Source organism: Microcoleus sp. PH2017_24_DOB_U_A (genome assembly GCF_020738205.1).
Lineage (GTDB): Bacteria > Cyanobacteriota > Cyanobacteriia > Cyanobacteriales > Microcoleaceae > Microcoleus.
The window spans coordinates 1-25,421 of record NZ_JAEQCT010000049.1 but is presented as its reverse complement, the minus strand read 5'-3'; the positions used below and the strand labels follow the sequence as shown (position 1 = coordinate 25,421).

Here is a 25,421-nt window from a genome sequence, read left to right as displayed (position 1 = left end):
ACTGCTGATGCCGCAGACACCGGAGATTATCCCGATGGCTAGCAAGCCTGAAAACTGCAAAATTTTATGGCAAGTCGTTCACAATATTCTTAAATATTAACTTAAATATTGAAATTTCAAAGTAGTTTATTAAAAAATATAATGAAAAAATACAATCCCAAAAATATACCTAGCCTTCTTCAGAATCTGTCAAAATCAGATATCCAATGGTTTGTAGAAAAAGTGTGGATCCCGATCGCAGTGGTTATCATTCCTTTGACACCAAGTGTGATTGCGCCATCGCACAAGGAACAGCCTCCACAGACAATACAGACAATTGGGTTTGAGCTAGTTACTAAACCTCCACAGTTAGATTGAGTTTCTGAGGAAGGAGGACTTTAGCTTTGAGGCAGGGGCTTAACCTCCTGCCGGACTGCCGGACTAAATGTTTAACATTTAGCTTTAGCCATGACTTCAATTACCGAAATAGCTAAGTCTAGTCCGTTTAAAGACCTTGCTAATTTGACATCTATCAGAACCGCCCTTGACGATCCAGAGCATGAATGGGAGTTTTAAAATGCCCTATAATTCTAAAAAACTCAATTGATTTCATTTGCTAAAGAACAGGAAATTTTAGAATATGACAATTACATCTATACTCAAACAACTGGAAGGCTTGAGTCGTGAAGATATGATAGCTAAACTAAAGGCTACCCGCCATGAACTTCAAAGTGAACAAATGAAAAAGACCGTACCAAATAATGACATTCAAAGTCAAACTTTAACAATAAAAAGAATTTTAGGTGCTATTGAAATGGGGGCTCGCGGTTCTTTGACTAAATCAGAACTTCAAGAACTTCGTCCAGTTCTTCAATACTTTGTGGAAAATGGAGAGTTTTCTCAATCTAAGTTTAGTTCACTTTACCAAAGAGGATAAAATTAAAGATTGTGCATCGCCCTACAGATAGTGTCTGTGCGTAAGTCCTAACTCAGAAGCGATCGCCCCTCACTCCTCCCAGGAAATAGAAGAGCGATCGCCCATTTATATCTAATCCCAAATCCGGCTTAAATACCCCTCTAACTCTTAGTCCGCGCAGGCGGACCTTCGTTTGTATAGACGCGGTTTCAACCGCCGAGTCTCAACGCTTCAGCAACGGTTCAATCTGCTGCCGTTGAAACTGCAATTCATCCGCCAAAGGTTGATAAATTTCTCGATCGCCCTTTTCATCGCAATAATCCCACAAACCATTGTAGCAGTGGCGCTCGTCATCCCAACCCGGATGGTTGACAATCGGATACAAACAAACTCCATCCACCGGAACTCCGGCTTTAATCGCCGCCGCTACCTCCGTACACACATAATTCAACCAGACAGGTCTAAAATCGTCTTCAGTACCCGTTTCTGCTATGAACAAGGGGCGGCCGTAGCGATCGAACACTTCTTGCAGCATTTCGCGAAACGGGCGGTACAGCTTGTCAGTGTATTTCATCGGATTTTCGTTGTGAATCCACTGATTGCGATCGTAATAATTCACCCCAATAATATCTAGATATTTTTCTTGGCCGCCGAGTTCCGGGCGAAAGCGTCCCGCCAACATATCCCAAGCTTGATATTGAGATAAGCGATAACCTTCCGCTACGTCTCGATCCTGCGGTCTGTCAGGATCGGCAATAATATTAATTACCGGGTCGATTTGAACGATGCGGCTGCGGGGATTGACTTCCCAAACTGATTCGATCGCGGCGATCGCCGCTTTGATCAACTGAATTTTGAGTTCGTCTCCGCGTCCTTTAGCAAAGGGATTGATGTAGGCGACATCGCCACCGGCCCAGGCAATAAATGAAATTTCATTGACAGGTGTCACAAAAGGTGTTTGGTCGGTTTCCTCAGTCAGCACTTGCATAAAAGCGCGCACCATCTTAGCAAACCGGGACACGAATTCGGGACTGAAAATATCAATATCGTCGGGCCAGCCGTAGTGAAATAAATCCCAAATTACCTGCATTTTGGTGTCGCGGGCGGCGCGGATGATTGGTAGGGCGCTGGAAAAATCGTATTTTCCGGGCGACTGTTCGATTAAGTGCCAGCGGAGGCCTTCGCGGACTGTGTAAATGCCCTGTTCTTGCAAGCGTTGATAGTCGGCGACTGCAAATTTATCGTGGCCGGTGGCGGCTGTGACATCGAGGCGTTTTCCCGATCGCAATTTGTGGGTCGAACATTCAAATCCGCCCATAAAAAAACTTTGAAACATCAATCGAATGGGTAATGGGACATTCAGGTTTGTAGTGAGGACTTCAGTCCTTTCCGATCTTTAAGAAAGGACTAAAGTCCTTACTACAAACAGGTTTGTAGTGAGGACTTCAGTCCTTTCCGATCTTTAAGAAAGGACTAAAGTCCTTACTACAAACGAGATTTTGTTTTGTAGTAAGGACTTTAGTCCTTTCCGATCTTTAAGAAAGGACTAAAGTCCTTACTACAAACGGGATTTTGGTTTGTAGTGTATTTAGCACTGAGTGATAACTTCCGGCTGTGTACTTTCTTCGGGAATATCCCAGCCGAGAGTTGCCGCGGCGATCGCCTCTATGGGAAATTTGGGAGTGCGATCGGCATACAGCAAACCGTTAGCTTCTTGGAAAGTATCGGTCAACTGTGTATAGCAAAATCCGCTGAACATTTCCACTCGATTTACTACTTTCAGCAGCGCGCTGTAGCGGTGTCGCAATTCCTGCGTGTCCGACGCCCGCACGTAGCCCCAAACCCTGAGATAATCAGGGTTTTCGCGGCCGGCGCAGGCTATTCCGCCGAATTCCGTCAGCATCACGGGCTGTCCTTGGTGCGGGTGTCCGTCGAGGGTGAGGACTCGCCCGCCGGGACGCCCGCGATCGAACAAATCGGCTAGCTGGACTTCGGGCCCGTAGCGTTTTGCCACAGTTTGCGGGTTGTTGTCGTAGTCGTGAATAGCGAGGATGTCGGTATCGATGCTTTCCCAGCCGTCGTTACCGATGACGGGGCGAGTGGGGTCTAAGGTTTTCGTCAAAAAATATAAGGCTTGCACGTAGTTGCGGTGGGCTGCGGCTTCGACTAAATTCGGAACTCCCCAGGATTCGTTGAACGGCACCCAGACTACGATACAGGGGTGGCTGGAGTCGCGATCGATCGCTTCCGTCCACTCCCGCGTCAATCTGTCAACGGCCTTGGGAGTGAAGCGGTAGGCGCTGGGCATTTCTTCCCAAACTAACAGCCCCAACACGTCGGCCCAATACAAAAATCGGGGATCTTCGATTTTTTGGTGTTTGCGGACGCCGTTGAAACCCATTGCTTTGACTAATTCCACATCCCGGCGCAAGGCTTCGTCGGAAGGGGCCGTCATCAGGGTATCGGGCCAATAACCTTGATCGAGCACCAGTCTCAGGTAGTAGGGGCGGCCGTTGAGCATGAAGCGATCGCGCTGAATGCTGACAGTCCGCATCGCGGTGTAAGATTTAATCTCGTCAAGCAGTTTGCCGTCGGCCCACAGCTCGACTTGTGCGTTAATTAATGTAGGTTTTTCGGGACTCCACAGCAGTTCGTTGCGGTAGTCGTCGATCCCCGGGTCTGAAAGGGCGATGCGGCGGTGGATTTCGCCGTTGATCACTTCGTAGGTGTCGTTGACCAGCAGCAAACAGCCGATCGACAGTTTAACTTTAATTTGAATCCCAGATTGGCGATCGCCCGCGACAAACGCCTCAAAACCGATTTCCCAGCGTTCAAACTGCGGAGTCCAGCGGATGCGATCGATATAAGTATGAGGCACCAATTCTACCCACACCGTCTGCCAAATGCCAGTTGTGCGCGGATACCAAATGCTGTGCGGTTCCACTTGCCAATCTTGCTTGCCGCGCGGTTTTGCCAAATCTTGCGGGTCGTCCTGGGCCCAAACAGTCACCCGCTGCGGCCCGATGGGGTTAAGAACTGCTGTAATGTCTGCGGTGAAAGGAGTGTGCCCGCCTTCGTGTTCGATGACAAACTGACCGTTTACCCAGACGCGGGCGCGGTAGTCTACAGCGCCGAAGTGGAGGAGAACTCTGCTTTCTGTGTGGGGTACGTCAAATTCGCGATCGTACCAACAGTTAGCGTGAAAATTCGTGTCGCCGATCCCGCTTTTTGCTGACTCGGGAACAAACGGCACTTCTATAGTGCGATCCCACTCCGTAATGTCGATCGGCTGCACGCAGCGTCCCGCATCATCATAAGCAAACCTCCACTGACCGTTCAGACAAATCCAGTTACTGCGGCGCAATTGGGGGCGCGGATAACCTGTTTTCCGCCCTTGAACAGTCACCTTATTGTCTAGAGTGGAAGACTCTTCTATATCGCAATTTTCTAGTTCTCTACCTAACCAACTCATCGGCACATCTACCCGAAGTTATATTTATAGGTTAGCGACTATTCCCGCGACTTTGACAAGTTTTTTGCAATCTAATTTATCGTTAAAAAATTAAATTTTTTGACTTCAAACAGCCTGAGCTTTACTTGGTCTTGTGTCCGGCTTTTCTATACTTGTAGGGTGCGTCAGTCAGCTAACAGCGCTTAAAATTAAGCTATGATTCTCACTGACGCACCCTGCGATCGGTATAGGAAGCATGAGTCTTGACTGCAAAGTTTAGCTAGCTACAGTTTGCAAAGCTCCTAAAGGTTCAGCTAGGTCACTTTTGACCAAGAATTTCACAGGTGGTACCCGCCACGTGATAATCAATCCCAAATCGAAAATCGAAAATCCTCTCTTCCCCCGAATTTATCCGTGGGGTCGCCTCTAAAATCTAAAATCTAAAATCTAAAATCGATTGACGGGAACTTCTTCCGGAGGTGGCAAACACTGAAATATCTGTTCTAGTCCCGTGAGTTCAAATAGCATTCTAACTTGTTCGCTCATGGCAGATATCAAAAGTATACATCCGCTGTCTCTAACTAATTTCATAATCGCCACTACAGCCATTAATTCCGAATTTTTAAGGAAAATGATATTTGAGAAATCGAGCATCAGAATTTTGCCACCGCTTTCAATTAGGCGCTCTATTTCTTTCTGAAACTGAGGAAATTGAGAACCTTCCAAAACCTGATGAGACAAAACAGTTTTAACGATAGTGCTCATGTTCACCTTAACCCTTGTTTGAATTGTTTAATAACTTTTGAGAAAAGCAGAGTAAAGTGCGGAGCGCGCACCTTACATTTTTGCCATAAAAAATTGGTTGAAAGCCGGAACCCGATCGCGAGAAATTAAAAGAAGACAATTCATTACCCCAATGCTCTTCCTTATAGGTAGAGGTCGCCCTCATCTGTCAACCGTCAACTGTCAACTGTCAACTGACATTTTTAGCCTTACCAACTCACAGCTTGCAGCTATAGCAATCCTAAATCATTTGTGAATTTCTTACTCCCTCCCCTTAATAAGGGGAGGGTTGGGGTGGGGTAAAAAACTTTACGACTCATTTGGGACTGTTATACTTGCTAGCAGATTTGCCATTGCCGTTAACAGCAGCAACTTCTAGAGAAGCAGCGGCTGGGAGTTCAGCAACTGCGTTCGACGAACTCAAATTAGAGGCAGCATCGTTAAGATTTGCCGCCAATTTAATCACCGGATTGGTCGTAATTTGAGTATAAGTTGTCAAAGCTTGAGCGACAACTTGATCCATGTTGTAATACCTGTAAGTCGCCAGCCTTCCCACAAAAGAAACTCCGGGAGTTGCATCAGCCAAAGCCTTATATTTCTTGTAAATTTCCGCATTTTCCGGACGCGGAACCGGGTAGTAAGGGTCTCCCTCAGCTTGGGGATATTCGTAGACAATGCTCGTTTTTAGATGCTCTTGTCCGGTGAGGTATTTAAACTCCGTGCAGCGAGTATATAAATGCTCATTCGGGTAATTTACCACCGGTGCAGCTTGGTGTACGGGTGCGTTCAGCGTTTCGTGCTTGAATTCCAAGGAACGGTAAGGCAGTTTCCCGTAGCAATAATTGAAATAGGAATCCACCGGCCCGGTATAAATCATTTCCCCGTAAGGAATAAAACTCTCAATCTCGCGGTAGTCGGTATTCAGCATCACCTTGATGTTTGGGTGAGACAGCATCTTTTCAAACATCCGAGTGTAGCCGTGCAGCGGCATTGCTTGATAGGTATCGGTGAAATAGCGATCGTCCCGGTTAGTGCGGGTGGGCACGCGCGCAATCACTGATTTGTCGAGTTCCGACGGATCCATTCCCCACTGTTTGCGAGTGTAGTTGCGGAAGAATTTCTCGTAAAGTTCGCGGCCGACTTTGCCGACAACGACATCTTCGGAAGTGCGAATGTAATCCTTTGGTTCGGCTACTTTTGCGAAGAAATCTTCAACTTCAAATGATGTCAGATTCAGTCCGTAAAGTTTGTTTACGGTGTTGAGATTTATCGGAATTGGCAGCAGTTGACCGTCAACGCTGGCGAGGACGCGGTGTTCGTATGGCCGCCACTCGGTGAACTGCGAAAGGTACTCGAAAACTGGGCGCGAATTGGTGTGAAAAATGTGGGGGCCGTATTTGTGAACGAGGATGCCGTGATTGTCGTAGTGGTCGTATGCGTTGCCGCCGATGTGGTTGCGGGTATCAATTATCAAGACTGTTTTTCCCGCCTGAGTTGCTAGTCTTTCGGCAATAACGCTACCTGCAAATCCGGCTCCGACAATTAAATAGTCAAACATTAAAAAACCTCTGGTAATGGGGAATGGGGAATGGGGAATGGGGAATGGTTATTAGTTATTAGTTATTAGTTATTAGTTATTAGTTATTGGTAGCAACTCCAAACTACTAACTATCAACTGTCAACTGCCAACTGCCAACTGCCAACTGCCAACTGACTTCTTACTTGCGATCGCACTTTCGATCAACCCCAGCATTTCGCCCCAGGTATTGTCCCAAGAATTGTCTGCTAAAAAGGCGTCAACTTCGCTCAGCCATTTGGCGCGATCTTCCGAAGTTTCGCCCATAATTTCTTCAGCAGCAGCAACGAATTCTGCCACATTGCTCGCAATCCGAACCAAGCCGTTATCTCCGTAGGGGCGCACCACATCGCGGATCGCAGTAGAAATCACCGGTTTGCCGGCAGCGAGGTATTCGGGAGTTTTCGTCGGACTAATAAATTTAGTCGATTCGTTAATCGCAAAAGGCAGCATTGCTATATCCCATCCGCCCAGATATGCTGGCAGTTCTTGATAAGATTTGCCGCCGAGATAGTGTATGTTTGGGTGAGTTGGTAGAGTAGCAGGGTCTATTTTCACCACCGGGCCAATTATCACTAAATGCCAGTCCGGCTTCGCTGCGGCAATGCCGCGCAGCAGTTCGATATCCATGCGTTCGTCTATAACCCCAAAAAATCCCAAACGCGGGTGAGGAATATCTTTTTGATCGGTCGGTTCTTCTGAAAGATTTCTCGCTGTAGCAAAGTGTTCTTTTTCGATGCTGCTGGGGAAAGCATGAATGTTTGGATGCTGCTGCTGTTTTGCTTCGTAGAGGCTGTGTCCGCCTGTAAATACGACGCTGGCGCGCTTTAATAGTTGGGTTTCATTTGCTTTTAACTCCGGGTGCGCGCCGTGAAATGCTGACAGTTCATCCATGCAGTCGTAGACTACAGCTAGTGGCTTTAAGTGGTTTGTGAAACTGACAGCCATTGGTGTGTAATACCAGAGGATGTACTGGCTAATTTCGGCTGCTTGAAACAAATCATCAAGCATGGCTTGCTGAGCAGTTTGTGCAGTTTCTTCGCTGATTCCTTCGCTCAGGTGAGGTACTATTATCCAGACTCCGGTTTCGTGAATGCTGACATCAAGCCGCCAATCTGTAGCCGAGCTAAAAACAGGTTCTTCTACAAAAAATACGCGGCGATTTTTGGCGCAGCGGCCTAAGAGATGTTGCGGACGCTGATAGACGAAATTCCACCGCAAATGAGACAGGCAAACTAAATCCGGTGCATCTAAAGCAGCAGGTTTTGATAACTTAGCGCGCAATGCGGGTGAGGGTGCGAATTGAGAGGGAGATTTTGCGGGATCTATCGAGGTAAATCGGATCTCCCATGCTCGACCTTTATTGCTATAATTTTTGTTTACTGAGTTTTCTGGGGGGGACATAATTAGCCTCTGGAATTTGTCAATGAAAATTTGTTAATGAAAATTGGTTGGTGAAAATTTGTCAATAAAATATCCTTCTCAGCAGTGTCTTACTGAAATTCGCAAGCATCAATCTGAGAATTTTTATTTGACGAGCAAGCGCCGCATTCAGTGGGCCAAACAAAGCAAAAGTTTAGCTGCGGAAAAACACGCTTATCTGCTTTTTTCAGTATTGAAACTGGAGATAAGTTAATATTGTTAGACTTGCTATTGTTGCTAAATCTAACTCAGTTTTTCTGCCATTACTTCTATCTGAAGGATGACTTCGTTCTCAGCGCCTAGCTTGCACCCTTTTGAAAAGCGGTTAAAATGCCGATCGCTCTTGTAAAATGACTCTTAACTGGCAGGTACAGGGCGCTAGGATTTGAGATTTGAGATTTGAGCTTTGAGATTGAATAATTGGGAATGACTTATGAATTAAGGGTTTGAAGCTTGGCTACCGTTGCATTGTGTTTTTAAACAGGTGTTAAAACTGAGCAAGTTTTATGTTTTTATTTGGAGGGGAGAGAAAATTTGCGATCGAGCTTTTGTTGCTATTTGCTTTAACAAACTTCGCATTTTTTCAACTTATGCGATCGCACACCTACAAAATTTGTATCTTCATATACAATTGCTTTGCCGAGATTTATGACTTCCGATAGATTAACAATTGACAGTTTATGTATTTGGGTTAAACCCACATCTGGTACCCTTTTCAACTATACCGGAGATACCAGGTAACAGCGACGAGAAACGTAGGATTTTACGCGAGTCTGATACAAGAAACCAAGGTGACGAGATTGGTGCAAGATGTGAGGTTAAACTGACGCCCAGAGTACAAATCTCAATCATCCCTCTAAGGGCGGGTTTGCCGATATCTGCGATTCCCGCACCAAATATGGACGCAAACCGCGACTAGAAGATAGCAGCAACTTTACCAGAAAGAATTGGTTTAAAGCCCCAAGCCCGATCGGGATAAATTAAAATCAGACTATTCATGATTCCAATCCTCTTCCTTCCAGGTAGAGGTCGCTGTCAACTGTCAACTGTCAACTGTCAACTGAATGAAAGTCGGCGGCTGTCAATTTTGGCGATTCCCCCTCCAAAGGCAGAATCTTGCACCATCGAACTCTTTAAGAAATCGTGGGGAAAACCCAATTCAATGGCACTTACTGTGTCTAGCTGCTGCATTTGTTCGGGAGTTAATTCAAACTCCAGACAAGCGAGATTTTCTTGAAGTTGCGAGAGTTTGCGGGAACCAACAATCGGAATCACATCGACTGACTGTTGTCGCAACCAATTCAAGGCTACTTGAGAACTAGGTTTGCCAATTTCGGCTGCTATTTTACTAACTTCAGCCGCAATATTGAGGTCTCGTTCGCTAATTTTTCCAGATTCAGGTGAATTAAGTCGTTTAGCTTCGCCTGCGGTTTCTGAAATGTTGTATTTTCCGGTTAGCAAACCGCCTGCTAGGGGGCTCCAAGCTGTGACGCCAATATCGAAGGCTTTTGCCATGGGGAGCAAATCGCGTTCGGGAGTTCGCTCTTTTAAAGAATACTCGATTTGCAAGCCGATAAATGGTGTCCAGCCGCGCAGGTTGGCGATCGTATTTGCTTGAGAAACAATCCAAGCCGGTGTATCGGAAATGCCGATGTAAAGAATTTTGCCGGCGCGTACCAAGTCGTCAAAGGCGCGCATTACTTCTTCGACGGGTGTCGTAAAATCCCAAGCGTGCAGCCACAGCAAATCTATGTATTCAACTTGCAATCGCTTCAAACTGGCCTCTACTGCTTGCACCATATTTTTGCGGTGGTTGCCGAAACCGTTGATTTCGCCATTTTTCATGTTAAGACTGTATTTGGTGGCAACAACCCATTTTTCGCGATCGCCCCCGATGAAGTCACCGACATATTTTTCGCTGGTACCGTTGGTGTAGAGATTCGCGGTATCAATGAAATTGCCGCCCGCTTCTGCAAAGGCGTCGAACATCTTCCGGCTTTCGTCGTAGGAACCGCCCCAACCCCATTCTTCGCCAAAAGTCATGGTTCCGAGGCAGATTTCGGAAACGCGAAGTCCGCTGTGACCTAGTAGTTTGTATCTCATGTCACCTATCTGTTAGTTCATTGCGCTTAAGAGTATATATCTGAATTTGCTGTGTACGCATCAGTCGGAGGTGAGGGGCTTTGGGAGTGCCAAGAGTTCCCAGTTGGATTTTGAATCTTTTGTCAATTTAGGAATTGCAATTAAATAACTTAAGCGATACAGATTTCGGTTCGTAGTGCGGACTTCAGTCCGCACTACGAACTTTCATTCAGTCCAGCGACCAAATTAATACTCTAACTCAAGCTAAAATTGGGCAGTTTTCAGTTGACCTTCTGATTGTAAAGCTCGATCGAGTAAGCATGACTGTCAAAGTCGAAATTTGCCCCTAAAGTAGCTTAGCGCGATCGGCCTTTTCTTCCCAAAAACATCGCCCTTGTCGCAAAATTAACCCAGTGCTAAAATGATTTTAAAATCAACAAATCGCAAAGCAGTCCTATGCCCTCACCCTTTCCCGGCATCGACCCCTACTTAGAACACCCTGATTTCTGGCAGGAAACTCACCATTGGTTAATTTCTCTGATTGCGGAATCCTTAGTCCCCCAAATTCGCCCCAAATATGAGATCGCCATTGAAAAACGTATCTATCAAATTGACGACACCAATGACAATAATGATGACTCACTTTTAGTAGGTATCCCCGATGTAGCCATCAAACGCCAACCCAATCCCCCCGATATTCCTACTGGTTCAGTTGCCATTGCCACCCTCACAGTTCCCACTACCGTCAAAGTGCCAGCCCCTGAAAAAATTAAACAGACTTACCTAGAAGTACGAGAAATGGCAACTAGACAAGTTGTCACCGCAATTGAAATTCTTTCTCCAGTCAACAAACGCAGTGGAGATGGCAGAATTACTTACCTCAAAAAACGCCAAAGTATTTTAGGTAGCTTAACCCATTTAGTTGAAATCGACTTGCTGCGAAAAGGGGAACCTATGCCCGTACTTAACAATTCTATTCAAAGCGATTACCGCGTTTTAGTCAGTCGCAGCAATCGCCGTCCCCTTGCCGAACTTTATGCCTTTGATCTGGGCGATTCTCTACCTGTATTTCTACTTCCCTTGCGCGAGGAAGATGTAGAACCTATTGTTAACTTACCCGAATTGTTCGCAGGTGTTTACGATCGCGCGGGTTATGATTATCGAATCGATTATAATCGAGATCCGATACCGTCCCTGTCAGAACAAAAGTTGGTTTGGGCAAAGGAACTTTTACAAGCAACTGGACTGCGAGATAATTAATCCTATTGGGAGCATCTCATTTTCACAAAAAGGATGTTTTTCTACAGTGCGAGCGGGGACAGCACTACAAATACAAAACTGAGATGCACCCATTCTATTTTACCTTATTAATATTAATCAACGTCTATATTATATACAGAAAAATTGCCACTTATACCATTTTTATAAAGATGTGCTATGGATGAAGTCTTAGCCCCCCCGAAATCGCGGGGGGGTGGGGGGTAATATCTAGTGCTACGGGTGCATCTCAGGCAAGGCGAATACATCCGTAGGGGCGAAGCATGACCGCAGAAAATATGGGATGATAACTGATAATTTATATGCGGTCATGCTTCGCCCTCTTCAAAAGTGAGATGCACCCTAGTGCTACTTTATGAAATTGGTATTTACAATTTTAATTATTGTGGGATGGGCGTCCCGCCCGTCCAGAAAAGACGGGCGGGACGCCCATCCCACAAATATGTGTAAATTATTTAATTTCTATTCCTTAGCTCGCATTCTCACGAAAAATGGTGAAGGCGAAAGCAGAGATTTTTCCTGTTGTACCTGCTCCCATTCCATCCGAATTTCCCGATCGATTTCTGCTTGAAAGTCGAAGTAATAAGCCATTGCTGCATGGGCTTCGGACTGCATCAAATAAGGATGCTGGCGGCACATTTCCTCCACTGACCAACCGTAAGCTAGATAATCCATCACAATCTGAGCAACCCGCACGCGCGGTATCCGCTGCAACCGTGCCGGTTGACCCGCTACTTTCTCGATATGAGGATAAATTAAAGCTGATGTCATTGCTTTTTGTATCTATCTCTACAGGAGCTTAGCATAAATATTATAACACTCAACCAAAATGAAAAGAATTAAAGAAGCCGATCGCCCTTTTATCCGCAAAAAGCGATCGCCAGACTAAGGTACGCACTGCACACCCTACATATAAAGTATGTGCGTCCAGGACTGCGGATATTAGACTTCTTGCAAAAATAGTTAGGACGGGCTAGAAGCCCATCCCACAAAAATCTTTTTTTCTTGTGGGATGGGCTTCTAGCCCGTCCCAAAATTTGATTAAAAGGACTTTTGCAAGAGGTCTAGTGTAAAAAACCCGAATTTGCTACAATCTCTTAGTCCGCCTTCGCGGACTTCGTTTGACAAGCAGCGATTTCAATCCCCAAATCATACAGGGGGTAGCTTCACCAAAAACGCCACACACTCAACATGAGAAGTCTGAGGAAAGAAATCCGCAGGCTGCACCCGCGCTAACTTATAATCCCCGTTTTCGCACAAAATCTTCAAGTCGCGAGCCAAAGTCGCAGGCTTGCAGCTAACATAAACAATGCGATTTGGTTTGATTTCCTTGATTGTTTCCAACACCGCGCGATCGCACCCTTTCCTCGGCGGATCGAGCAGCACAATATCCGGTGTCAATCCCAAAGCAGGCAGCAAACTCTCTACAGTTCCCACCTGAAAATCGACATTTTTCAAGTCATTTAATTCAGCATTTAATCTGGCTTGCTCGATCGCAGTAGGTTGCACTTCTAAACCGATCGCTATTTTGACTTGTTTTGCCAGCGGTAAAGTAAAAGTCCCAATTCCGCAGTAAGCGTCAACCAAAACCTCGCTTCCGTGCAAATTCAACTCCCCGACAATCACCTGCAACAAGGCCTCAGCAGCCTCTGTGTTTACCTGGAAGAAAGTATCTGCCTTTAGCTGAAAATTCAAACCCGCAAACTTTTCTCGCAGATAAGACTGGCCAGCAATGCAGCGAGTTTCTGCACCAAATATCACATTTGTTTGAGCTGCATTCACATTTAAACAAACACCTACAAGTTGAGGATATTGTTTCAGCCACTCAGCAGCTTGTGCTTCAATTCCCGGCAACTCTCCGGTGCGAACTATTAAAGTTAGCAACATTTCTCCCGTGCGCCGTCCGATTCGCAAGGACAAATGACGCAATTCTCCTGTATGTTGCTTTTCGTCATAGACTGGCCAATCCCGCCAGTGAATGTCTTCTTTGACTTCTTTCAACAAAGGATTGAGGCGCGGATCTTGCACCGGACACTGATTTAGATTGACTAATTTGTGGGTGCTTTTTTGATAGTAACCTGCTTGCACTTGACCAGTTACAGAAATTGCTACCGGATAAGTCGCTTTGTTGCGGTATCCCAAAAATTGGGGAAATCCTTCGATTTTTCCCGTTAAGATTTGATCGACTTGCACATCGTTAAATCCGCCAATTCTTTCTAAGGCTTGAATTATTTGATTTTGCTTGGCTGCAAGCTGATATTCATAATCTACGTGCTGCCACTGACAGCCACCGCATTTGTCGGCGACAATGCAGTTGGCTCGGATGCGGTGTTCTGATGCTTCCAGAAGTGTGTCCAACTTGCCTTTAGCATAGCTGGATTTGACTTGCACGAGGCGCACGAGGATGCGATCGCCCGTTACGGTATCGGGCACAAACACCACTAACTCACCAAAACGACCAACTCCGTCTCCGGTGTCTGCCAAGTCGGTAATCTCTATCTCAATCAGTTGACCTTGCTGGCAAGGGTTTGCCACTTTCGTCGAGTTTCGGGTGGGGAATTTAGATTTGGTCACAAGTAGTCGTGGTAGGATTTAATATGGTAATGCAATATCGCTCTCTCTTGTTTGAGATGAGTCGTAGCGAAGCGAGGCGCAAGCCATCGCACTCAAGCTCAAGTGCAGGCAGTCTTCCTGCTTCCGAACCCCTTTCTGCTACAGCCAAAGCTTGCGTTAGACAACATTGTCCTCGATCGAGCCTGTGCGATATGCTATTGGGGCTTGATGGGCCAAAACTCGTGAAACAGTCTAAATGTCTGCCGACATCCAAACTCTCGATCGCAGTTTTTGAATTTTTCCCAGAGTACCTTGGGACACAAGGAAACTAGCTTAGCTAGACAGGCGAGAATCCCCAGCCCATAATCTTTGATTTGGGTTGGGATGAAAGACGCGCGAGGATATGAGCGACCCTCCAAGCGATGTTGAGCGTAGCCAACCAGTAATGGAGGGTGGCGACGAGACGAGCAAGCACTCCGCAGTAATAATTGCGGTAAAATACTCATAGCTTAGATCAAAGAATAACAATCTGGGTCTAAGTCAAAAGTTTTGATGTGACAAGTGGGGCGGGACGTGTTCCTCACTATAAAACGCCGTAGAGGGAAACGATTGGAGTACCTTGAAGGAAGATCTTGATATCCTTGACCGGACTCAGATGCCTACAACATACCGCTTGCGGTTCGTGTAGGAGCGTCACTCACTAAGCATAACGCTTGCGGAGGTTGACCGCCTGCTTCTAAGATCGATTAATGTTAGCAGCAAGGTAAGTCGCCGAAGCAAGAATCTCATCTTTAACAGATGAGAATGTCAATGAATCTTTTCCTCAAATATCCTCAAATTTTGAATAACAATGAGCGTAGTTAGCCAATTTATTCTCCAAGCCGATGACGAACTTCGTTATCCCAGTACCGGCGAACTCCAAAGCATCAATGATTTTTTTAAGACGGGAGAACAGCGGGTGCGTATTGCTACTGCGTTGTCTGACAGTGAGAAAAAAATTGTTGAAGAAGCTAGCAAAAAACTTTGGAAAAAACGCCCTGATTTTATCTCCCCAGGGGGCAATGCTTACGGCCAGCGCGAACGGGCTTTGTGTCTGCGCGATTACGGCTGGTATTTGCGCCTGATTACCTACGGTATCTTGGCCGGTGACAAGGAACCGATCGAAAGCATCGGTTTGATTGGCGTTCGGGAAATGTACAATTCTCTGGGCGTTCCTGTTCCTGGCATGGTTGAAGCTATTCGCTGTTTGAAGGAAGCTTCTTTGGCTTTGCTCAATCAGGATGATGCTAGGGAAGCTGCTCCTTATTTTGATTATATCGCTCAAGCAATGTCTTAGTTGAAGAGGCGATTTTTTTCATGGATGTGGCGGAACATTCGCGGGTGATTTTTGGGGTAATTTTATCTCGCCATTGCTCGCAAATGTTTCGCTTCTGTTGACAGTTGACAGTTGACAGAATCGAAGGCAATGGTTTGAGCAATTAACAGCTTCCTCATAGTTGGGCGCAGTTACTCTAGTTAGGAAATATGCTAAGTTTCTGTTAGGAAGCAATGCAGTTTGCGCTTTCCCAGATTTCGAGAATGTCTTGTCTTTCAATGCACATTTCAATTAAAAAGTCAAGGGTTTTTTGGAGATATTGTTTTTTGAATTTCCGGCTGTCGTACTGAATCGATGTTTTGAGCTGCGAGAGTTGTCCAAGTGTGGGGCAGGTTTGGATTTGATGGGCGATCGCATTTTGCCATTCTTCCAACTTGCGGTACGAGATAAATTGTCCGCCGCCTTGATGATGCACGAACACTACGTAAGCCCAGGATTCGACTCGCTTAATCAGATTTTGACTTATTTTCAGGAATTTGGCGATCGATCGGGCGGTGATACGGAGCTTTTTCGAGGGTTGGATGCGGCGAAACAGTGGTGTCATGGCTGAGTCACTCCTGAACTTGGGTGAGTTGGTGTATTCCTGTATTATATCATTCTACACGAATGCAGACAACTTGCAGTAATGTTTCTAAATGTGTCATGCTCAAATCCTGTGTGCAGCCTCGATCGAGGCCAAAGTACAGCTAGCTTAAGAGTTAAATTGGATCTTTCAAAATGCCGGGATTTCTTGACTTTAAGGCTGTCGTCGAGCAGGAAAAACTGCGCCCTGTGCGATTCACGGATACGGGACGCAATAGATTGGGCAAACTTCTGAAAGCAGCTAGAGAGATTCGCGGCTGGTCAATTATCGAAACAGAAATGGTCACAAAAGAATACGAGGCCGCTCTGTTTCGGACAGCAGGAGAGCCTGTACCAAAAGATGTCGGCATTAGTAATGCTACTGTCAGTCGCTACGAACGGGGAAAGCTAGAAAGTTTGGATTGGCGATCGCTCTCCCTGTTATGCTTTGTCCTAAAGCCGATCGACCCGGTAATAGGAGAAGCATTGGAACCCACAAACGCCCTTTATATAGCTTGCGAACATCCGCCGTACAACAATGCCAAACTCTATGACTAGATTATTTGCAATGGGGATGACTGATGGTTGTACCAAACGTTGAGGTTTAGCCGTCAAATGTCAGGACTCTCTAACAAGGCTGTGGCAGACAAAGAGCAGGAATTGCGTCCCGTTCGCTTCACGGAGACGGGGCGGATGCGTTTGGGTAAGATGTTAAAGGCTGCAAGACAGACAAAAGGTTGGTCTGTTAGCGAAACACAGTTCAAAACCAGGGGGTACGAAGAGGCGCTGTTCATCGCGACAAATCAACCCGTACCCAAAGATGTGGGTATCAGTGCAGCCACAGTCAACCGTTATGAACGCGGGAAGTTGGATAATCTAGACTGGCGATCGCTCTCCCTGTTATGCTTTGTCCTAAAGCCGATCGATCCTGTGACAAGTCAACCCCTCGAACCGACAAACGCTCTCTATATCGCTTGCGAACATCCGCCTTACAACGATGCGAAGCTCTACGAGTAGGTGAATCAGCTTTTTTGGGCGGGCTCGCGTGCCCACCCCACAAGAGCAATATTGAGTAATTGTGGAATAGGCATCTTGCCTGTTCTTGGGCATAATATTGATGACTAGCTTACTGCGGGCCCTTTTGCTTGGCCAGTAAAGCCTTAGCTTGTTCCCACAAAGCGTCTAACTCTTCGGGCGGATAATCGGATAAAGGTCGATCGCACGCAGCCTCAACTTTAGCAAACCGCTGCACGAAGCGATCGTTCGTTCCCTGCAAAGCAGCCGACGCATCTAAATCGTACCAGCGAGCCAATTGAATCAACACAAACATAATATCTCCCAATTCCGACTGCTGCGCGGCCTTATCCTCGTGTTTGAGAGCGTGTTCAAATTCCGCCATTTCCTCGTGAAACTTATCCCAAACGCCGTCTACACTGTCCCAATCAAAACTCACCTCCGCAGCTTTTTGAGAGATTTTTGCAGCGGCAGTAATTGGTGGCAAAGTGCTAGCATAACGGCTCATTTTTGAGGCTAAAGTTGGTGGCTTTTCCGCAGTTATGCCCTTTTCTGCTGCTTTGATTTTTTCCCAATTTTCGTTAACTTCATCGACACTGTTAATTTCCGCATCTCCGAAGACGTGGGGATGACGCCGAATCAGTTTTTCCGTGATTCCCGCAGCGACTTCGGCGAAGGTAAATTGTTCGGATTCGCTGGCAATTTGAGCTTGCAAAATTACCTGTAATAATAAGTCGCCCAATTCTTCAACGATCGCACTTTTGTCTCCTTTACGAATCGCGTCGGCGGTTTCATAGGCTTCTTCGATGATGTGCGGAATCAGAGTTTCGGGAGTTTGGGCTAAATCCCAAGGACATCCGCCGTCGGGCGATCGCAATGAGGCCACAACTTCTATCAGGTTTTCGAGTGCTACGAGCGATCGACTGTGGGAATTAGACATTAGAATTTACCTTAAGTAGAAGGAAGAAGGAAGAAGGAAGAAGGAAGAAGGAAGAAGGAAGAAGGAAGAAGGAAGAAGGAAGAAGGAAGAAGGAAGAAGGAATACATAGACAGCCAGCTCGATCGCGAGCGATATTTTACATTTTATTAGGTGGATTTACTTGTTCACCTCTTAGATTTGCTAGACGTGCGGCGGGGAGATTTGCTTTTGCGCCTCTTAATAGTCTTCGGAGGGTGCAACCCGCTCAATCCTTTCTTTTTGAACTGTTTGTAAGCAGAACCGCCCCAATCGCTAAGATAGTGGCTCATCGCGCCCAATTCCAGACCGACGTAGATGGCTATAAATTCGATATAGTGTTCCAAGAGCGATCGACCGTAACCCAAAACCGCTTCCTGCCAATTTCCGGCTAAGTTGCCAATTTTTTCGGCGATCGTCAATCCCAAGACTCCTATAACGGCGATCCAGGTAGCGAGGTACAAGATTCGCAAAGCCGTGCCGATCAGAGGCCCGTGGGACAAAAAAGAGCGGTGGCGCAGGCTTTTTTGGTAGGGAAGCCAAATAAATTTGAACCATCCCCAGCGCTGATACTGACATGAGTAAATATCTAAATCCGGGCCAAACATCAGTCCGCCGACTAAGAAGCTGCCGGAAACGAGCAAAGTCAGGTTGCTGTTTTGAGTATGGCCAAAGGTGACGCCTGCCACCAGGGGCAAACACCATAGGGTGATTCGATCGTGCGTGCGGCCAGAGGGCATTAAAAGTTTATGATTTTTTTAGTTGATCTTTCTGGGATACTGTGATATGATAAGTCCCTGTAAGCGCAATTGGGCGATTAGCTCAGTGGTAGAGCGCCTGCTTTACACGCAGGATGCCGTAGGTTCAAATCCTACATCGCCCATATCCAATTGAAAAGCTGTTTCCACTGTTTCCAAGGGCTGGAAGTTTTAACACCTTCGCTCTGTGCCTTTGCTTGGCAACAGGCAAGATGCCTGTTCCACAAGAAGAAATTTAATGTCTTGTGGAATAGGCCGGACAGCCTGTTGTTAAAAAAACTTATTGGGAATGGTGCCAGATGTCCGATCGACCAAACTTAACATTTTGTGGCGGATGTCCCACAAGTTGACACCCAATGCTGGAAAATTAATCTATTGATTGATTTTCCTTTTTAACATCGTCAGATATATGAAGCCTAAAATAACTAGCCCGATCGCCTGGAAACAAGCTGAACTTCTCATGCAGCCGGCGATGATCCGAGTGCTAGACAACATCCGCAAACAACTAGAGGAGTCAGTCTGGACAGGAACTTATCAAGAAGTGCAGGTTCCGATTCCCGGCTATCAACTAATTTTAGAGCATCAAGGCGAGCACAGATCCGTCGATATTTGGGAACTTTGCTATCGAGTCTGCTTTGTCAACTACCAGCGGGCCCACACTCAAATGCAAAGCCAGGAAGTTGTAATTGACACTTTTTTAATTGACGAGGACACTGGCGATGTAGACTGGAATCGTCTTGATGCCAAAGCGAGTCAATTAATACAAGAAGTTTTTGCTAATTTGAGTCAGTTGACAGTTGACAGTTGACAGTTGACAGTTGTCATGGGTAGTTAGAAACCGGGTTTTTTCAGGACAAACGCGTTACAGCCAGAAGATTATGAAAAAAACCCGGTTTCTCGGCCTGTGAGTGCGATCGCAAACTCAAAACCAAGCATTAATAATTCAATACACGCTGAAAGCTTAAATCTCAAATCCTATGCTAATTCAAGAATTGCACGACATTCAAGCCGCAGCAGGCGCTACTTTTGCAGAGTTAGCAACCACAGAAACAGTCCCTATCAGTTTTGGTAACGACGGTGCCGCCATCGCAGCAACTAAACAAGGTGTGGCTTTGTGCGATCGCACTCACTGGGGACGCATTCAAATCTCCGATAGCGATCGCCTGCGGTTCTTGCACAATCAAAGTACCAATAACTTTAACATACTCAAACCCGGTCAAGGTTGTGACACCGTGTTCGTCACATCCACAGCTAGGACGATCGACCTCGCCACCGCCTATGCTACAGAAGATGCTGTAATATTGCTAGTTTCAGCCAACCGCCGCCGCCAATTGCTCGAATTGCTCGATCGCTATATTTTCCCAATGGATCGCGTAGAATTAACAGATATAACCGATACAACCGTTGCTTTCAGTCTCCTCGGCCCCGAAAGCACTCAACTACTAGAAAAACTCGGAGTTACCGAACTAGACAATCAATCCTACGCTACTCACAAATCGATAAAAACCCCCCCTCTTTCGGCGGATGAAGGGGAGGTTCGAGTTGCTGTTGGTAGCGGTTTAGCAACTCCTGGATACACGTTAATTGCGCCAGCCAGCGACGCAGCCCGCTTGTGGACTGAGTTAGTTAAAGCTGGGGCCGTACCAATGGGCGATCGAATTTGGGAACAACTGAGAATCGAACAAGGACGCCCCGCACCCGATTTTGAACTCACAGACGATTACAACCCCCTAGAAGCCCGCCTTTTACACACAATTACTTATGACAAAGGCTGCTACATCGGCCAAGAAACAATTGCCCGGTTGAACACCTACCAAGGAGTCAAACAAGAACTTTGGGGCGTGCAATTGAGCGGCCCCGTTGAGCCCGGAACAGTCATCACAATTGGAGAAGAAAAAGTCGGCAAACTCACCAGTTTTGTCAAAACCGAATCCGGCTATTTTGGACTTGCTTACATCCGCACCAAAGCCGGAGGCGAAGGACTGAAAGTGCAGCTAGGAGAAATTGCCGGAGAAGTAGTAAACCTACCTTATTTAAATTAATCAGCATAGCTTCGTAGTGAGGACTTCAGTCCGCATAAATCAGAGGACTGAAGTCCTCACTACGAACCCAGAGCGCCTGTTTTAGTGGACATCAAATAATGACATATCCCTCCCTTAAAACAGCTTCACTAACCTGCGGATCCGGCTCTACAGGGTCGCTGTAATAAGTTTCAATATGTTTAATAAAACCTTCCCGATAAGCTTTCAGATGTGATTCAAGTGCTTCGATATCCTGCTTTTTTGTCGCGTAATACCATTTTTTTAAAGATGTGCTAGAGATAAATAATGTAAAATCCAAGACCATCCTGTGAGAAACCAATGACATGATTCGTTAAAGATGCTAAGATTTCCTGAACTTTTACGCGGAGTTGGTCAAGATTACTAAAAACTAACTTTCGCTTAAAATTCTTTGATGTATTCCCACACTCTTTCTGTTGGATTTACTTGACAGACAATGAGGAGGCTGAAATAGTAAAATAATATTGTCTGGCAATTCAGATGTGCTTAAAAGATGACCCGGAGCATTATCGACTTGAATGATATGCAATTCATCGGGATATTCAAGCGACAATTGTTCCAAATATGCTTGAAAACAAACTTTATCTAAATGGGAAAACTCCCCAAAAAAACTTCGTCCAGTAGATGGATATACTGCTCCGTAAAGCCAGAAACATTTAAATTTCCATTGATGTTTTCCTACGGGTTTTACACCCCGTAGTGTTATTCTTCGTCTCTGAATTGTATGTAGTCCTAATCGAGTTTCGTCACTACACCAAAACAGAAATTTTTTGTATTTCTTTACTTGGTCAGGAGCTTTATTCAGCAAGGCTTTGATTTTTTGAGACAGGCTATTTTTGAATTCATTAATTGCCGTTAAATTTTGTTCACTACTCCGGGGCCTAAGGTTCGCCAAAATAGGATCACGGACAACTAAAGTGAACAGATTCCTTTGGACTTCATACCAATTGCTAATTATCTTTTTAGAGCGCATCAACTCCAATTTGATAAATGCGTGAAGTGAGCAAAATATGTGAGTTTTGATCGCAGAGGTGTCTCTCACCATGAACCGACAAATTCCACATATAGCCTTTCTCAAAAAGATGAGGTATAACTGGCAGATCGTATAACCGCTTAGACGTATAGGGCTCGCATCCCAACAACGTCCGCGAATCTTTCGCTAGATCCGCTATACTTGTTTGAGTCCTCTATGAAAAGTTTCAATGCCCCAATGTATATCGTGAATTGTGATAAATTCACTTCGACTTGTTTCTTGCAGCTTGGACAGTTGTGGCAGATATAAAATATAATGTCTAGAGTCTTCTTTTTTAAAGTCTTTCCTAAACAATTTTATAAATCCAAATTCTTTCAAATGAGTTATTAATCCTTCATCTGCTATCTCTAAATTACTTACCTGGCAATACTTGTGCGGCTCATTAGAGACGGTTCTGTTTTTTTTAATCCCGAATAAAAAAACAGTTTCTGGTTTCTTAGAAACTTTAAGTTTTCTACTCCTGAATACCAACTATCTCCCGTTACTATTCTTGGTTGTACTCCCCATTCTGTGATTTCCCTCACCATTTATCTAAAATAATCGTTTTTGGTTTTTCCCTCTCTTTTATCGTAAATTCTGTAATTGATTGGCACTGAATTACCATAGATGTCACTATAATATAGCGTGATTAAGTTTAATCCTCTGATCGGCTTATGGTATTTACCTGACCAAAAATAGCTAATTAATTCTGTATGTTTTGGTTCACTATACAGCTTTTATATGACTGTATCGTCAACACTTAATATACCTCCTTCTAAGTTGATAAACTTTTCTATTATCGAAAATAAATCTGACGGTTCATATCTCTCTCTCACCAAAAAGCCATTAATACTATCATGGGAAACGTCTCCCAATATCTCTGAAGTGCCTACTGCACCCCCCAAACTTGGGTTCTGAGAGTAAAAATAAGGTGTATAGCTCCTTATTGCATCGCGCTGTCGAGGTTTTAGTTATTTTTCTGATTGTCCGATACCAGGCACGTAGATGTTCCCTCTTTATCAATGCACTATTTGGTTATTTTGTCAATGCGTAAGTCCTAATTTACTGAAACATTAGCTATATTTGGTAACCTGCCATACAGATAGCTTGAGTAGTAAAAGGCTGTGGAATCGCTGTCAAATATAATGTTAAGAGTTTTAACGCTTGCGCTACTTTATATGAACTTTAAAATTGCGTCAAAACTCGTATGTGATTGCAAAGAAATAGTAAAGATATGTTTTGAGTATTGCCAACAGCCAGCAACTTAAGTTTATAGTTGTAGAGACAAATGTTTGATAGATCGTGTTCCAACTTGGTCGATCGCCAAAATAAATAGGTAAAGAAATGCTTAATAAAACTACAAGTAGGCTGAAGACAAGCAATAAGTATGAGAGCCGATAGGGCATCTCTACCATAGGGTGTCTTTCCCATCAAGTCGCTTTCAGTCTAAAAAATCTTAAAATTAAGCAGACTTTAAAAGATTCTGTCCCTCGAAAATCAGTTTAACAACTCGCTTATCAGCAACCGTATTTCTAGAATCTCAAGGAGCCAACAGTGAAAAGTGTAATTAACCCCTCAGAAGTGTTTGAAGGTGCTAGCAAAGCCGAAATAATCGATCGCATCCAACGGTTAGTTCCCCCAGGTTCCCCGGAACCCCAAGATCCTGAAATCCTAGCAGCCCTAAAAACTCTCACCGCACAGCTAATCACCGCCTATCAAGCCGACGGACAACTAGAAAGCGAACCTTTTACCGACGTGCGCGATCGTACAATTCACCTACAGGCATCCGCAGTCAACAGCAAAATCAAAGGAAAAACCATTCTCGTAACCGGGGGAGAAGGATGCGTCGGCGCTTTCTTAATCGAAAAACTCATCGAATTAGGCGCAACCAAAATCATTTCCGCAGACAAAGCCCGATGTCAAAACCCCGGAGAAACTCTCCCGCATTTTAACAAAGAAGGTGAAGTAACTTTCTATGCGGTTGACATTCGCAACTGGGAGGCACTGAAACATATATTTGAGGTAGAAAAACCAGAGATTGTTTTTCACCTAGCAGCCCAACGCCAACCCGGACTAGCTGAAATCAAAATCCGAGAAACAGTTACAACCAGCCTGTTAGGATGCAAACACGTCATCCAGCTATGCGAAGAATACGGCGTAGCAGACTGCATCTTCTCTTCCACAGGCAAAACATCTCGATACTTTACAACCGAAGTTTACGCAGCCTCCAAAAAGTTTGCCGAATGGCAATTTGCCAAAGCAGCTCAAGCAGGAAACGTCACTTACGGGATGGTTCGCTTTACTCATATGTTGGAAAATAGCTTGTTCTGCGAGCAAATGTCCAAAAAAGTAGAGCAAAGTAAAACTGTCAACGTTCATGCTCCCCACCGCTACGTCACCGCTCAAAATCTTGTCGAAGCCGTACATTTATTGCTGAACGCTCTGGTAGTCTCCGTTCCCGGAAAACTGAAAATTGTCGCAGTCAGCAATCTCGGGTGGCCGACAGAAACCTTGGAAGTTGCTCTTTATAAAATTCTTGAATCAGGCAAAAATCTGCCGATTTATTTTCAAGGACTTTTACCGGGATACGAAGAACCATTTTTCCTCGGACAGTTTGACTGGAGCAAGCCTACAGACATCCATCTGCTAATTAATGTTCTGGAAGATCCTTTTAGAATCATTGATGATGCTGGCGACATGGTAACTGTAGAATTAGCTCCTTTTTCTTTGCGCGTGTTAGATGGACAAGTGTCAAACTTGGAAAACTTAATCAACACTCCAGATTTACCGGAAGTGGAAATCAAGCACGCTCTAGTCGCAGCAGAAAAAGAAGTTATTGCTTCCTCTTTTGCATGGAGTTCCCCCCAAGAGTTGTTAAAGATTTTGCAGTGGGGAGTCAATCCCAAGAAATTGCAAGGTTACGGAACAGAAATTGGTGACTACACGGAGATTATCGAACTCCTGCTGCAAGGAATGTACGGGCGGCTCAACGAAGAAGTCTTGAAGGGTGCCGGAATTACTGCTGATGAATTTGAGCAGTTAGTTGACAGTCTTTCTACGCTGGATTCTATTCAAGCAGAAGTGGGATATTTGCGATCGATATCGAGATGTGTCAGACAATCTGTACTCCCCGCACACTTCACCAAAAAAAAATCTGAACCTTCTCCTGTCCACGATGCAGCGTAATTGGAAAATAGTTTAGAGATGGCTTTGTTGATTTTAGTCGATTAAAAATAGAACATCGCAAACCCGGTTTCTTTGAAATACCGGGTTTCTTAATTCTAGGCCTATTTGAGGTTAAGTTAAGTGATTTATAGCATTTCGAGCGAAAGATGAGGTATAACTGTAAATAAAGTTTTTGAGGCGATTTCACTTACTATATAATCACTATCTGAGGGCTAAAGCCCAACAACATACCTCAGCTATCTGAGGGCTAAAGCCCAACAACATACCTCAGCTATCTGAGGGCTAAAGCCCAACAATATACCTCAGCTATCTGAGGGCTAAAGCCCAACAATATACCTCAGCTATCTGAGGGCTAAAGCCTAACAACATACCTCAGCTATCTGAGGGCTAAAGCCTAACAATATACCTCAGCTATCTGAGGGCTAAAGCCTAACAATATACCTCAGCTATCTGAGGGCTA

General features: G+C 45.1%; 20 protein-coding genes, 1 tRNA gene and 2 pseudogenes. 9 read left to right on the top strand and 14 right to left on the bottom strand.

Annotation, left to right across the window (positions count from 1 at the left end; translation table 11 throughout):
* Window positions 1–619: 619 nt before the first annotated feature.
* Window positions 620–916, top strand: a complete 297-nt coding sequence (locus JGK07_RS14495) for a hypothetical protein (RefSeq protein ID WP_293224911.1) — start codon at window positions 620–622, stop codon at window positions 914–916.
* A 202-nt stretch (window positions 917–1,118) separates the two neighbouring features.
* On the opposite strand, the gene JGK07_RS14490 is transcribed toward JGK07_RS14495, so the two are convergent.
* From JGK07_RS14490 to JGK07_RS14465, 6 genes are all read right to left on the bottom strand, one after another.
* Window positions 1,119–2,213 carry a beta-glucosidase gene (locus JGK07_RS14490; protein ID WP_293290920.1) on the bottom strand — a complete coding sequence of 365 codons (1,095 nt, stop codon included), beginning with the start codon at window positions 2,211–2,213 and terminating at the stop codon, window positions 1,119–1,121.
* 270 nt (window positions 2,214–2,483) lie between these two features.
* Window positions 2,484–4,367 carry a glycoside hydrolase family 2 TIM barrel-domain containing protein gene (locus JGK07_RS14485; protein ID WP_293224915.1) on the bottom strand — a complete coding sequence of 628 codons (1,884 nt, stop codon included), beginning with the start codon at window positions 4,365–4,367 and terminating at the stop codon, window positions 2,484–2,486.
* 426 nt (window positions 4,368–4,793) lie between these two features.
* On the bottom strand, window positions 4,794–5,111 hold the full coding sequence (locus JGK07_RS14480; RefSeq protein ID WP_293182254.1) for an STAS domain-containing protein: 318 nt from the start codon (window positions 5,109–5,111) through the stop codon (window positions 4,794–4,796).
* A 334-nt stretch (window positions 5,112–5,445) separates the two neighbouring features.
* Window positions 5,446–6,687, bottom strand: a complete 1,242-nt coding sequence (gene glf, locus JGK07_RS14475; RefSeq protein ID WP_293182252.1) for a UDP-galactopyranose mutase — start codon at window positions 6,685–6,687, stop codon at window positions 5,446–5,448.
* A gap of 120 nt (window positions 6,688–6,807) precedes the next feature.
* Window positions 6,808–8,109 carry a glycosyltransferase family 1 protein gene (locus JGK07_RS14470; RefSeq protein WP_293182250.1) on the bottom strand — a complete coding sequence of 434 codons (1,302 nt, stop codon included), beginning with the start codon at window positions 8,107–8,109 and terminating at the stop codon, window positions 6,808–6,810.
* A 1,074-nt stretch (window positions 8,110–9,183) separates the two neighbouring features.
* Window positions 9,184–10,230 (bottom strand): aldo/keto reductase, encoded by a 1,047-nt coding sequence (locus tag JGK07_RS14465; protein ID WP_293182248.1) that lies wholly within the window; start codon window positions 10,228–10,230, stop codon window positions 9,184–9,186.
* Between the two features lie 435 nt (window positions 10,231–10,665).
* Here JGK07_RS14465 and JGK07_RS14460 point away from each other — a divergent pair, with 435 nt between their 5' ends.
* Window positions 10,666–11,469, top strand: a complete 804-nt coding sequence (locus JGK07_RS14460) for a DUF4058 family protein (protein WP_293197642.1) — start codon at window positions 10,666–10,668, stop codon at window positions 11,467–11,469.
* Between the two features lie 480 nt (window positions 11,470–11,949).
* Here the strand turns inward: JGK07_RS14460 and JGK07_RS14455 are convergent, their stop codons facing one another.
* Both JGK07_RS14455 and rlmD read right to left on the bottom strand, forming a co-directional pair.
* A complete protein-coding gene (locus JGK07_RS14455) occupies window positions 11,950–12,258 on the bottom strand; it encodes a DUF433 domain-containing protein (protein ID WP_293182244.1) in 309 nt (102 codons plus the stop codon).
* A gap of 378 nt (window positions 12,259–12,636) precedes the next feature.
* Window positions 12,637–14,061 carry a 23S rRNA (uracil(1939)-C(5))-methyltransferase RlmD gene (gene rlmD, locus JGK07_RS14450; RefSeq protein WP_293182242.1) on the bottom strand — a complete coding sequence of 475 codons (1,425 nt, stop codon included), beginning with the start codon at window positions 14,059–14,061 and terminating at the stop codon, window positions 12,637–12,639.
* An 829-nt stretch (window positions 14,062–14,890) separates the two neighbouring features.
* On the opposite strand from rlmD, the gene apcD reads away from it, so the two are divergent.
* Entirely contained in the window at window positions 14,891–15,376 is a 486-nt protein-coding gene (gene apcD, locus JGK07_RS14445) for an allophycocyanin subunit alpha-B (RefSeq protein ID WP_293143458.1), read from the top strand.
* A 202-nt stretch (window positions 15,377–15,578) separates the two neighbouring features.
* Here apcD and JGK07_RS14440 read toward each other — a convergent pair whose 3' ends face one another.
* Window positions 15,579–15,959, bottom strand: a complete 381-nt coding sequence (locus tag JGK07_RS14440) for a hypothetical protein (RefSeq protein WP_293208876.1) — start codon at window positions 15,957–15,959, stop codon at window positions 15,579–15,581.
* A gap of 173 nt (window positions 15,960–16,132) precedes the next feature.
* Between JGK07_RS14440 and JGK07_RS14435 the strand changes: the two genes are divergently transcribed.
* Both JGK07_RS14435 and JGK07_RS14430 read left to right on the top strand, forming a co-directional pair.
* Window positions 16,133–16,534, top strand: a complete 402-nt coding sequence (locus tag JGK07_RS14435) for a helix-turn-helix transcriptional regulator (protein WP_293143464.1) — start codon at window positions 16,133–16,135, stop codon at window positions 16,532–16,534.
* Window positions 16,535–16,591: 57 nt separating this feature from the next.
* Window positions 16,592–16,993, top strand: a complete 402-nt coding sequence (locus tag JGK07_RS14430) for a helix-turn-helix transcriptional regulator (RefSeq protein ID WP_293213361.1) — start codon at window positions 16,592–16,594, stop codon at window positions 16,991–16,993.
* 109 nt (window positions 16,994–17,102) lie between these two features.
* Here JGK07_RS14430 and mazG read toward each other — a convergent pair whose 3' ends face one another.
* Window positions 17,103–17,930: a nucleoside triphosphate pyrophosphohydrolase gene (gene mazG, locus JGK07_RS14425; protein ID WP_293193532.1), complete on the bottom strand. Its 828-nt coding sequence runs from the start codon at window positions 17,928–17,930 to the stop codon at window positions 17,103–17,105.
* A 164-nt stretch (window positions 17,931–18,094) separates the two neighbouring features.
* Window positions 18,095–18,685, bottom strand: coding sequence for a metal-binding protein (locus JGK07_RS14420; RefSeq protein ID WP_293143470.1), 591 nt, complete (start codon window positions 18,683–18,685; stop codon window positions 18,095–18,097).
* 71 nt (window positions 18,686–18,756) lie between these two features.
* Between JGK07_RS14420 and JGK07_RS14415 the strand changes: the two genes are divergently transcribed.
* The 3 genes from JGK07_RS14415 (at window position 18,757) to JGK07_RS14405 (ending at window position 20,745) form a co-directional block, all read left to right on the top strand.
* A tRNA-Val gene (locus tag JGK07_RS14415) sits at window positions 18,757–18,828 on the top strand.
* 284 nt (window positions 18,829–19,112) lie between these two features.
* Window positions 19,113–19,511 (top strand): hypothetical protein, encoded by a 399-nt coding sequence (locus tag JGK07_RS14410; protein WP_293182232.1) that lies wholly within the window; start codon window positions 19,113–19,115, stop codon window positions 19,509–19,511.
* 169 nt (window positions 19,512–19,680) lie between these two features.
* On the top strand, window positions 19,681–20,745 hold the full coding sequence (locus JGK07_RS14405) for a folate-binding protein (RefSeq protein ID WP_293182230.1): 1,065 nt from the start codon (window positions 19,681–19,683) through the stop codon (window positions 20,743–20,745).
* Between the two features lie 91 nt (window positions 20,746–20,836).
* Here the strand turns inward: JGK07_RS14405 and JGK07_RS14400 are convergent, their stop codons facing one another.
* From JGK07_RS14400 to JGK07_RS14390, 3 genes and pseudogenes are all read right to left on the bottom strand, one after another.
* Window positions 20,837–21,043, bottom strand: coding sequence for a hypothetical protein (locus JGK07_RS14400; RefSeq protein ID WP_293182228.1), 207 nt, complete (start codon window positions 21,041–21,043; stop codon window positions 20,837–20,839).
* Between the two features lie 603 nt (window positions 21,044–21,646).
* Window positions 21,647–21,835 (bottom strand): annotated as a pseudogene (locus JGK07_RS14395) (IS701 family transposase); the annotation flags it as partial.
* A gap of 99 nt (window positions 21,836–21,934) precedes the next feature.
* Window positions 21,935–22,750 (bottom strand): annotated as a pseudogene (locus tag JGK07_RS14390) (transposase); the annotation flags it as partial.
* 579 nt (window positions 22,751–23,329) lie between these two features.
* Here JGK07_RS14390 and JGK07_RS14385 point away from each other — a divergent pair.
* Window positions 23,330–24,961 (top strand): polysaccharide biosynthesis protein, encoded by a 1,632-nt coding sequence (locus JGK07_RS14385; protein ID WP_293193535.1) that lies wholly within the window; start codon window positions 23,330–23,332, stop codon window positions 24,959–24,961.
* The last annotated feature ends 460 nt before the right edge of the window (window positions 24,962–25,421 follow it).

What these genes read in the sequence shown, in the direction of transcription:
- JGK07_RS14420 (WP_293143470.1), bottom strand. Translation starts at nt 18,685, where the DNA reads ATGCCCTCTGGCCGCACGCACGATCGAATCACCCTATGGTGTTTGCCC.
- JGK07_RS14430 (WP_293213361.1), top strand. Translation starts at nt 16,592, where the DNA reads ATGTCAGGACTCTCTAACAAGGCTGTGGCAGACAAAGAGCAGGAATTG.
- JGK07_RS14465 (WP_293182248.1), bottom strand. Translation starts at nt 10,230, where the DNA reads ATGAGATACAAACTACTAGGTCACAGCGGACTTCGCGTTTCCGAAATC.
- JGK07_RS14440 (WP_293208876.1), bottom strand. Translation starts at nt 15,959, where the DNA reads ATGACACCACTGTTTCGCCGCATCCAACCCTCGAAAAAGCTCCGTATC.
- JGK07_RS14485 (WP_293224915.1), bottom strand. Translation starts at nt 4,367, where the DNA reads ATGAGTTGGTTAGGTAGAGAACTAGAAAATTGCGATATAGAAGAGTCT.
- JGK07_RS14495 (WP_293224911.1), top strand. Translation starts at nt 620, where the DNA reads ATGACAATTACATCTATACTCAAACAACTGGAAGGCTTGAGTCGTGAA.
- JGK07_RS14480 (WP_293182254.1), bottom strand. Translation starts at nt 5,111, where the DNA reads ATGAGCACTATCGTTAAAACTGTTTTGTCTCATCAGGTTTTGGAAGGT.
- JGK07_RS14490 (WP_293290920.1), bottom strand. Translation starts at nt 2,213, where the DNA reads ATGGGCGGATTTGAATGTTCGACCCACAAATTGCGATCGGGAAAACGC.
- glf (WP_293182252.1), bottom strand. Translation starts at nt 6,687, where the DNA reads ATGTTTGACTATTTAATTGTCGGAGCCGGATTTGCAGGTAGCGTTATT.
- mazG (WP_293193532.1), bottom strand. Translation starts at nt 17,930, where the DNA reads ATGTCTAATTCCCACAGTCGATCGCTCGTAGCACTCGAAAACCTGATA.
- JGK07_RS14460 (WP_293197642.1), top strand. Translation starts at nt 10,666, where the DNA reads ATGCCCTCACCCTTTCCCGGCATCGACCCCTACTTAGAACACCCTGAT.
- JGK07_RS14470 (WP_293182250.1), bottom strand. Translation starts at nt 8,109, where the DNA reads ATGTCCCCCCCAGAAAACTCAGTAAACAAAAATTATAGCAATAAAGGT.
- JGK07_RS14405 (WP_293182230.1), top strand. Translation starts at nt 19,681, where the DNA reads ATGCTAATTCAAGAATTGCACGACATTCAAGCCGCAGCAGGCGCTACT.
- JGK07_RS14410 (WP_293182232.1), top strand. Translation starts at nt 19,113, where the DNA reads ATGAAGCCTAAAATAACTAGCCCGATCGCCTGGAAACAAGCTGAACTT.
- apcD (WP_293143458.1), top strand. Translation starts at nt 14,891, where the DNA reads ATGAGCGTAGTTAGCCAATTTATTCTCCAAGCCGATGACGAACTTCGT.
- JGK07_RS14435 (WP_293143464.1), top strand. Translation starts at nt 16,133, where the DNA reads ATGCCGGGATTTCTTGACTTTAAGGCTGTCGTCGAGCAGGAAAAACTG.
- JGK07_RS14455 (WP_293182244.1), bottom strand. Translation starts at nt 12,258, where the DNA reads ATGACATCAGCTTTAATTTATCCTCATATCGAGAAAGTAGCGGGTCAA.